The organism is Halomonas sp. (assembly GCF_014859505.1).
Classification (GTDB): Bacteria; Pseudomonadota; Gammaproteobacteria; order Pseudomonadales; family Halomonadaceae; genus Halomonas.
Window position 1 is genome coordinate 1 of record NZ_JACUUD010000137.1, and the last position, 6,817, is coordinate 6,817.

Below are 6,817 nucleotides of genomic sequence, written 5' to 3' on the forward strand. Positions count from 1 at the left end.
GTCGAGGCCGATGGCGGTGATCTGGGAACGGGGGATAAGCACCTCCCGCACCTGCTGATCGCTGATCTTGAGGGCGCCCTCGATGATCATCATGGCGTCCTGCTCGAGCTTCAGGCGGGTGGCCGCCTGGCGCAGGAAGGCGAGCAACTCGTCACGGGAACTGGGCTCATCGCTGTCGCCGGACAGGGCGTTGAACAGCTTCTCCAGCCAGGATCGGCCGCCCTGGCCGCTCGATCGATCTTCGCTCATGGGTGGGGTCTCTCGTCCTCGTTAGCGACGTCGTTGCGGGCAGTGCTGCCGGTGTCACGATAGGGGTCGTCGATGCCGAGGCCGGCCAGGATCTTGCGCTCCAGCGCCTCCATGGCCTCGGCCTCGTCATCCTCGATATGGTCATGACCCAGCAGGTGCAGGGTGCCATGTACCACCATGTGAGCGTAGTGATCGCGCAGGGACTTTTCCTGCTCGACGGCTTCGGTGCCCACCACCGGGTGGCAGATCACCAGGTCGCCGAGCAGCGGCAGCACCACGCCGGGCGGGCACTCGAAGGGGAAGGAGAGGACGTTGGTGGGCGTGTCACGGCCGCGGTAGTCGCGGTTCAGCGCACGGCTCTCCTCGGCGTCCACCAGACGCACGGTGAGCTCGCTGTCGTCGGCCACCTCATGGCGGTCGAGCACGGCGTCGACCCAGGCCTCGAGCTCGGCCTGGCTCGGCAGCCCCTCGGCCACGAGGGCCACCTGGCGATCGACCCGGGCGCGACTCATGACTCGCCTCGCTCGCGGTCGAGGCGGTCGAGGCGTTCCTGGCGCTCCAGGCGCAGCGCCTCGCGCTCCTGCTCCTTGGCCTCCTTGCGTGCGCGCTCGGCGACCTCCTGTTTGGCCTCGAAATGATCGTAGGCCTCGATGATGCGTTGCACCAGCGGGTGGCGCACCACATCCTTGGCGGCGAAGTGGGTGGTGCTGATACCCGGTGTTCCCTTGAGCACATCCAGTACCTGGATCAGCCCCGAGGACTGGCCGCGGGGCAGGTCGACCTGGGTCACATCGCCGGTGATCACCGCGGTGGAGCCGAAGCCGATGCGGGTCAGGAACATCTTCATCTGCTCGCGGGTGGTGTTCTGGCTCTCGTCGAGGATGATGAAGGCGTTGTTGAGGGTGCGTCCGCGCATGTAGGCCAGCGGGGCGATCTCGATCACCTGGCGCTCGATCAGCTTGGCGACCTGCTCGAAGCCGATCATCTCGTAGAGGGCGTCATAGAGCGGGCGCAGGTAGGGATCGATCTTCTGGGCCAGGTCGCCGGGCAGGAAGCCGAGCTTCTCGCCGGCCTCCACCGCCGGTCGCACCAGCAGGATGCGACGCACCTCCTGCTGGTTGAGCGCCTCCACCGCGGCGGCCACGGCCAGGTAGGTCTTCCCGGTGCCGGCCGGACCGATGCCGAAGTTGATGTCGTGGGCGCGGATGCTCTGCACGTAGGCCTGCTGGTTGAGGCCGCGGGGCTTGATCAGGGTGCGCGGGGTGCGCAGCAGCACCTCGCCGCTCTCCTCGCTGCCTTCGTCCTCCTCCAGGGCCTCGAGGCCGGACTCCTGCAGGAAGAGGTGCACGGTATCCGGCTCCAGGTCGTTGGCCTCGGTCTCGCGGTAGAGGTGCTCGAGCAGGTTGGCGGCGGCCTTGACCCGGTGGATGGGGCCCGCCAGCTGGAAGATGTTGCCGCGGTTGCGCAGGGTGATGCCGAGACGCGCCTCCACCAGCTTGAGGTGCTCGTCCCGCTGGCCGCACAGGTTGGCCAGGCGGCGGGGATCATTGGGCTCGAGATTGAGGGTGATGATGCGGTTGGCCGGAGTGGATGGCTGGCTCAAGACTGGCGAGTCCCATGGAAGATGGATTTAGGGCAGCTTACTGCCCCGGCGCCTGCCGGGGCAATAAAGGGGCCGGGGGCATCAGTGGATCTCGGGCGAAGCGAGCTCGCCGCGCAGCGAGTTGGGCAGTGCCTCGGTGATCTCCACGTCGACGAAATAGCCGATCAGCTCGGTGGGGTTGGCGGCGCGGAAGTTGACCACCCGGTTGTTCTCGGTGCGCCCGGAGAGCTGGCCCGGGTCGCGGGGCGCGAAGCCGGTGACCAGGATGCGCTGGGTGGTGCCCACCATGCGACGGCTGATCTGCATCGCCTGCTGGTTGATGCGCTCCTGAAGGATCGCCAGGCGCTGCTTCTTGACGCTCTCCGGGGTGTCATCGGCCAGCGAGGCCGCCGGGGTGCCGGGGCGTGCCGAGTAGACGAAGCTGAAGGAGTGGTCGAAGCCGATGCGTCCGATCAGGTCCATGGTGGCCGCGAAGTCTGCCTCGGTCTCGCCCGGGAAGCCGATGATGAAATCGGACGAAAAGCTGATGTCGGGGCGCAGCCCGCGGATGCGCTCCATCTTTTCGACGTACTCTTCCGCGGTGTGGCCGCGCTTCATGGCGGACAGGATAGGGTCGGAGCCCGACTGCACCGGCAGGTGCAGGTGGCTGACCAGCTCCGGGATCTCGCCGAAGGCCTCGATCAGGCTGTCGGTGAATTCCACTGGGTGAGAGGTGGTGAAGCGGATGCGGTCGATGCCCTCGACGGCGGCCACGCAGCCGATCAGCTCGGCCAGGTCGATCTCGTCGCCGAGCTGGTTGAGTCCGCGGTAGGCGTTGACGTTCTGGCCCAGCAGATTGATCTCGCGCACGCCCTGGTCGGCCAGGTGGATCACCTCGTCCATCACCGCCTCGAAGGGGCGCGAGACCTCCTCGCCGCGGGTATAGGGCACCACGCAGAAGGTGCAGTACTTCGAGCAGCCCTCCATCACCGAGACGAAGGCGGTAGCGCCGTCGGCGCTCGGCTTGGGCAGGTGGTCGAACTTCTCGATCTCCGGGAAGGTGACATCCACCACCGAGATCTGGTCCCGCTGGCGGGCATCGAGCATCGAGGGCACCCGGTGAAGGGTCTGGGGCCCGAACACCATGTCCACGAAGGGCGCCCGCTTGCGCAGGGCCTCGCCCTCCTGGCTGGCCACGCAGCCGCCGACGCCGATCACGAGATCGGGGTTGGTCTCCTTGAGTTTCTTCCAGCGGCCTAGCTGGTGGAACACCTTCTCCTGGGCCTTCTCGCGTATCGAGCAGGTATTGAGCAGGATGACGTCGGCCTCGCGCTCGTCGTCGGTGAGCTCGAGCCGGTGGGATTCGCCGAGCAGATCCGCCATGCGTGCGGAGTCATACTCGTTCATCTGGCAGCCGTGCGTCTTGATGAAGAGTTTCTTCGCCATAAGAATAGGGTCGTGGCGCCAGGCGCCCGACGTCTGTCACCGGTGGATGAGATGGGGGATGCCGCCCCGCCAGGCATTTGCCCGGGAAGGGCGGTCTCATGAAGTCGCGGCCGCTGGGGACCTGAAAACTAGCCCTGGATTATACGCGTCGGCCGGCGACGGGGCCAGCATGGGCCGCCGGCTGCGGGATTGTGCTACGCTTGCGCCTCTTGTCGGAACACCGGTTCGAGGAACACTCAGCACCATGGCGGCGAAGCCTATCTATCGGGTGGTTTTCCACCAGCAGGGGGAAGTGTGGGAGCTCTACGCGCGCGAGATCTTCCAGAGCGATCTGTGGGGTTTCATCGAGGTCGAGGAATTCGTCTTCGAAGACGCCTCTCGATTGGTGGTGGACCCCTCCGCGGACAAGCTGCGGCTCACCTTCGAAGGCGTCATCCGCAGCTACCTGCCGCTCAACGCCATCGTGCGTATCGACGAGGTGGAGCGGGGAGGCACGCCCCGGGCGGTGAGGAGCGACGGTCGAGTGGCCGAGTTCCCGCGGCCCTTTTCGCCGCCTTCCCCTCCGGAGCGTTGAAGCACACTGGTCATGAAATGATCGACAAGGGCGCAGGGCAGGCGCAGCGCCGCTGGCAGGCACCCTTCCAGCGGTTGTCCCGAACCTTGTCCACAGGCGCTGTGGAAAAGTCCCTGTGGGAAACGGTCGATACCGACCGAGGGAGACCGGCCGTCTCATCGCAGCGGCGCCGGCAGGAAGCCGGCGCCGGATACAGGTCGCGCCAGAGTGGAAATCCGCCAGCTTTAGCCAGGATAACGGCATGACACGACACGACATCAGACGACTCAGCCTGGGCCTTGCCCTGGGGCTCCTTGCCCTGCCACTCCAGGCCCAGCAGAACGACGCGACCCACTGGGTCAGCGATTCCCTCACCACCTATGTGCGCAGCGGCCCCACCGATGGCTACCGCATCGTCGGTACCCTCACCGCCGGTGAGCCGGTGACGCAGCTCGAGACCAGCGGCAACTACAGCCGGGTGCAGAACGCCGAAGGCAACACCGTCTGGATTCTCTCCGGCGAGTTGCAGGAGACGCCCAGCGCCCAGGTGCGCGTGCCCGAACTGGAGCAGCAGGTGGCCGAGCTCTCCGCGGAGCTGGATGGCATCAATGAGCAGTGGGAGAGCCGGACCGCCGCCCAGCGCGAGGCCCTGGAGACCAGCGAGGCTCGCATCGCCGACCTCGAGGCGCGCAACCAGGCGCTGAACGCCGAGTCCGAGCAATCTCTCCAGACCATTCGCCAGCTGCAGGCCCGCCTGGATACCCAGGAGGAGGATCTGCTGATGCGCTACTTCATGTATGGCGGCGGGGTAGCCGGGGCGGGCCTGCTGGTGGGCCTGATCGTTCCCCACCTGCCGCGCCGCAAGAGCAAGCGTGATCGCTGGTTCTGAGGAGGGGGGGATGGCCAACGAATGGCTGGAGCGCTGGCGTGAGGGGCGCATCGGTTTCCACCGCGATCGCCCCCACCCGATGCTGGTAGCCCACTGGCCGAACCTCGAGGTCCGGCCCGGCACCAAGGTGCTGGTGCCGCTGTGCGGCAAGAGCCTGGACATGCGCTGGCTGGCAAGCGGGGACCACCCGGTGTTGGGGATCGAACTGGCGCCGGAGGCCATCGAGCAGTTCGTGGCCGAGGGGCAGGGCGTCGTTACCCGCTACCACCAGGCCGGGTTCCAGATATGTCGCCAGGGCAGCGTGGAGCTGTGGCAGGGGGACTTCTTCCACTTCCATATCGAGCAGGCGGCGGAGATCGGGGCCTTCTACGATCGCGCATCGCTGATCTCCCTGCCGCCGGCCACCCGTCAGCGTTATGCCTTTCATCTGGCCCAGCTGGTGCCGCCGGGTAGTCGCGGCCTGCTGATCAGCCTCGAGCGGGCGCGGGGCGATGAGGGTGGACCGCCCTTCAGCGTATCGCACGACGAGGTCCGCGAGCTGTTCGAGCCCAACTTCCATGTCGCTCACCTGGAGGACGGTGAGCCGGAGGCCGGCAGTGGCTTTCGCGAGAGCATCTGGGCCCTGGTGCGCCGTGGGCCGTTGGAGTAGCGGTAGCAGGAGTTCAGATGCCGCGAGGGCGCCCAGTGGGCGCCCTCGCGGCATTTCAGGAAATGCTCAGCGCGCCAGCAGCTGGCCCAGCTCCGGGTCACGGAAGGCACGATCGAGACCGTCGGAGAGCAGATCGTTGACCATGCGGGTGTTGGTGTCGCGGTCCGGGCGTACGGCGTAGCTCTGTGTGCGTCGCGAGGTGTAGGTCCCGGTGTAGGTGTTGCCACCGTTGACTGCCTCGGCGATGAGCACCGACTCCAGGCGCGCCTCGTCAATTACCGGTCGGCTCTGGCCTCGCTCGTAGCCCAGGTGGTCCAGGGTCAGGGTCAGGCTGGGGCGCCCCGGCGCACGTTCGCTGGTGGGGCGAAAGCCCATGTCGCTCACCGCGCGCTCCGCTTCCCGCTGCAGGCGTGGAACCAGTTCGTGGGCGTTGACCGTGATGGTGGCCGTCGACATGGCGCTGCCGGTACGGGTGCCGATCACCTCGCTGTCGCGGCCGTCCACGGCGATGACCGTGACCGCCTGGCCGCTGCCGGTGACGGGTACCTCGGCGCTGCGCTGGGGGTTGAGCTGCAGATAGTGAGGGCTGGCGCAGGCTGTGAGCAGTCCGGCGGTCAGCAGGCCGGCAGAGAGGCTAAGCAGGAGGGTGCGAAGGGGGCGGCGACGCTGCATGGGGGATCTCCCTGGGGCGACGAGGGTAGGTGTTCGGGTGGGCAGTATATCCCCTCCCGGCAGTCCCCGGAATTCATCGGGCAGGGGCTATGCCTCAAGGGTACACTGTAGGGATAGCCCCGAAGTCGATGCCCGCTGACTCACGGCCGCTGGTACAGCCCGTTGGAGCATAATCATGATTCGTCCCGCCGTCCCTCAGGAGATTCCGCTGCTGGCCGATATCTGGCTGCGCGCCTCCCGGCGGTCCCACGACTTCATTCCTGCCGAGTACTGGGAGTCGTCTCTCGATGCCATGGTCGAAGAGCACCTGCCCGGCGCCGACGAGCTGCTGGTGCTGGAGATGGAGGGGCGGGTTATCGGCTTCGCCGCCCTCAACGGGGAACGCCTCGAGGCCCTGTTCGTCGATCCCGAGCTGCAGAGCTACGGCCACGGTTCGCGGCTGATGGCTCACGCCATGGTCCATCACTCACGGCTCACCCTCTGCGTCTTCTCGCGCAACGTGCGCGCGGTCTCCTTCTACCGGCGCCTGGGTTTTCAGGTGGTGGAGGAGCGCCTTGAGCCGCTCACCGGCGAGTTGGAGACGCTGATGGCCTGGCAAAGCTGAGTCGGATCGAAGCTGATCAGCGGGACGAGGGTCTTCTCGGGACCTGGAGGTGGCCTTCGTCCAGCCAATCGGCTAACTCGTGACGCGTCTCTGAATACGACTGAACCGATAGCGTAGTCTAGGCAGCGTGCGAGCCACCGGCGGCAGGCGGGTCGCCATGACCAGGGTGGCGA

Annotated in this window: 8 protein-coding genes and 1 pseudogene; 4 read left to right on the forward strand and 5 right to left on the reverse strand. The window is 66.8% G+C overall.

From position 1 onward, the window contains the following. The 4 genes and pseudogenes from IBX53_RS13665 to miaB all read right to left on the reverse strand — a co-directional run. A pseudogene (locus tag IBX53_RS13665) lies at window positions 1–249 on the reverse strand (magnesium/cobalt efflux protein); the annotation flags it as partial. Continuing rightward, a complete protein-coding gene (gene ybeY / locus IBX53_RS13670; protein WP_290910175.1) occupies window positions 246–761 on the reverse strand; it encodes an rRNA maturation RNase YbeY in 516 nt (171 codons plus the stop codon). The gene ybeY and the pseudogene IBX53_RS13665, both read right to left, overlap by 4 nt. Then, on the reverse strand, window positions 758–1,852 hold the full coding sequence (locus IBX53_RS13675; protein ID WP_290910177.1) for a PhoH family protein: 1,095 nt from the start codon (window positions 1,850–1,852) through the stop codon (window positions 758–760). Before IBX53_RS13675 ends, ybeY begins: the two co-directional genes overlap by 4 nt. Window positions 1,853–1,933: 81 nt before the next feature. After that, a complete protein-coding gene (gene miaB / locus IBX53_RS13680; protein WP_290910180.1) occupies window positions 1,934–3,277 on the reverse strand; it encodes a tRNA (N6-isopentenyl adenosine(37)-C2)-methylthiotransferase MiaB in 1,344 nt (447 codons plus the stop codon). A 244-nt stretch (window positions 3,278–3,521) separates the two neighbouring features. Here miaB and IBX53_RS13685 point away from each other — a divergent pair, with 244 nt between their 5' ends. The 3 genes from IBX53_RS13685 to IBX53_RS13695 all read left to right on the forward strand — a co-directional run bounded on the left by IBX53_RS13685 (window position 3,522) and on the right by IBX53_RS13695 (window position 5,368). Beyond that, window positions 3,522–3,851 (forward strand): DUF1820 family protein, encoded by a 330-nt coding sequence (locus IBX53_RS13685; RefSeq protein ID WP_290910182.1) that lies wholly within the window; start codon window positions 3,522–3,524, stop codon window positions 3,849–3,851. Between the two features lie 241 nt (window positions 3,852–4,092). After that, window positions 4,093–4,719 (forward strand): TIGR04211 family SH3 domain-containing protein, encoded by a 627-nt coding sequence (locus tag IBX53_RS13690; protein ID WP_290910186.1) that lies wholly within the window; start codon window positions 4,093–4,095, stop codon window positions 4,717–4,719. Between the two features lie 10 nt (window positions 4,720–4,729). Next, window positions 4,730–5,368: a thiopurine S-methyltransferase gene (locus tag IBX53_RS13695; RefSeq protein WP_290910189.1), complete on the forward strand. Its 639-nt coding sequence runs from the start codon at window positions 4,730–4,732 to the stop codon at window positions 5,366–5,368. Window positions 5,369–5,434: 66 nt separating this feature from the next. Here IBX53_RS13695 and IBX53_RS13700 read toward each other — a convergent pair whose 3' ends face one another. After that, window positions 5,435–6,040: a YajG family lipoprotein gene (locus tag IBX53_RS13700; RefSeq protein WP_290910192.1), complete on the reverse strand. Its 606-nt coding sequence runs from the start codon at window positions 6,038–6,040 to the stop codon at window positions 5,435–5,437. Between the two features lie 175 nt (window positions 6,041–6,215). Here IBX53_RS13700 and IBX53_RS13705 point away from each other — a divergent pair, with 175 nt between their 5' ends. Further along, window positions 6,216–6,644, forward strand: a complete 429-nt coding sequence (locus IBX53_RS13705; RefSeq protein ID WP_290910195.1) for a GNAT family N-acetyltransferase — start codon at window positions 6,216–6,218, stop codon at window positions 6,642–6,644. The last annotated feature ends 173 nt before the right edge of the window (window positions 6,645–6,817 follow it).